Here is a 1,208-nt window from a genome sequence, read left to right on the forward strand (position 1 = left end):
GACCGGCGCCGGACGCTCCTCCGCCGGTCCGGCCGGTCGCAGTGCCCGGGCAGTTCGGGACTCCGGTGTACGGCGGGTACCAGCCGGCCGGACCGGCCGGGCCCGTCGGCACCGTCGGGCCCGGGCCGCTGGCGGGCGCCGCCGGCGGGCCCGTGAACGTGGCGGCGCCGTTCGGCAGCGGTGTCGGGGCGGGCGGCGGGTCGGCCGTCGGCGGGCCGCAGCCCGGCGCGCCGGTGGCCCGGACCCCGGCCGGTGCGGCACCGCACCCGGTCGTCGGACCGCCGCCCGTCCACGCCGCGCCGCCACCCCCGGCCGCACCCCCGATCGTCGGGACCACCCCGGTGATCGGCCGGCCCGAAACCCACCCGGTGGAGGCCCGGAGGCGGGAGAACGCGGCGGGACTCGCCGACCCGACCCTCGCCTGGGGCGCGGTCCCGGTCGCGACCGCCCACGCGATGGCCCTCCAACTCGCCCTGCGCGCACGGCGCGGAGCCCGGCCGGACGACCCGGTGGTCCGGCTGCGCGGCATCGCCGACAGCCGTCCGTACGGCCTGCCGGGCGGGCTCGCGCCGGTCGACCCGCAGCACCAGGCCGAACTCGAACGCCGCGCGCCCCGGGACGAGGACGGCCTGCCCGTCCGCCACCCCGACCCGGCGGCCGGCGGCTGGGCGGAGGCCGTCAACGACGGCGGCTACCGCGAACCGGGCCGGGCCAACAACAGCCTGGAGATCGCCCTCTCGGCGGTCGAGTGCCACACCGGCCGCCCGACCTGCGCGGCCCCGCGCATCCCCACCGACGGCGACGCCGGCGAACGCGGCGGCCGGGACCGCGCCGAACGCGAACTCGGCTCCCCCTTCCGGGACCTGGGCGACGGCGGCCGGGCCTTCGACCGCCTCGCCGAGGACCTCCGCCGCGCCGGCCACGGCTCCCAGGCGCTACTCCTCACCCTCGACGCCTACGGCCGCCCGCACGCCTGGAACGCCGTCAACCACCAGGACACCGTCACCTACCTCGACCACCAGCTCGCCCGCCGGGCCCCCACCCCCCTCCACCCCGCCACCCACGGCCTCTGGGCCATCGCCCTCACCCCCGAAGGCCGCCCCCTCACCCCCACCCCCTGACCCCCAGTGCGGGAAGTGGGCACCAACCACAATACCAGGAGGGGGGGCAGGGCGCCCCACGGAAGGAAAGTAATGAGAAGAAGCCCG

The 1,208-nt window shown here is 79.2% G+C and carries 1 protein-coding gene; it reads left to right on the forward strand.

Annotated features, from left to right (window positions below; all coding sequences use genetic code 11):
- Positions 1-1,121 (forward strand): toxin glutamine deamidase domain-containing protein (locus tag ACFVHV_RS43820; RefSeq protein WP_380359498.1); only part of this gene is annotated, 1,121 nt, incomplete at its 5' end.
- Positions 1,122-1,208: the final 87 nt, after the last annotated feature.

The organism is Kitasatospora sp. NPDC127116, from assembly GCF_042677365.1.
Taxonomy (GTDB): domain Bacteria; phylum Actinomycetota; class Actinomycetes; order Streptomycetales; family Streptomycetaceae; genus Kitasatospora; species Kitasatospora lactacystinica.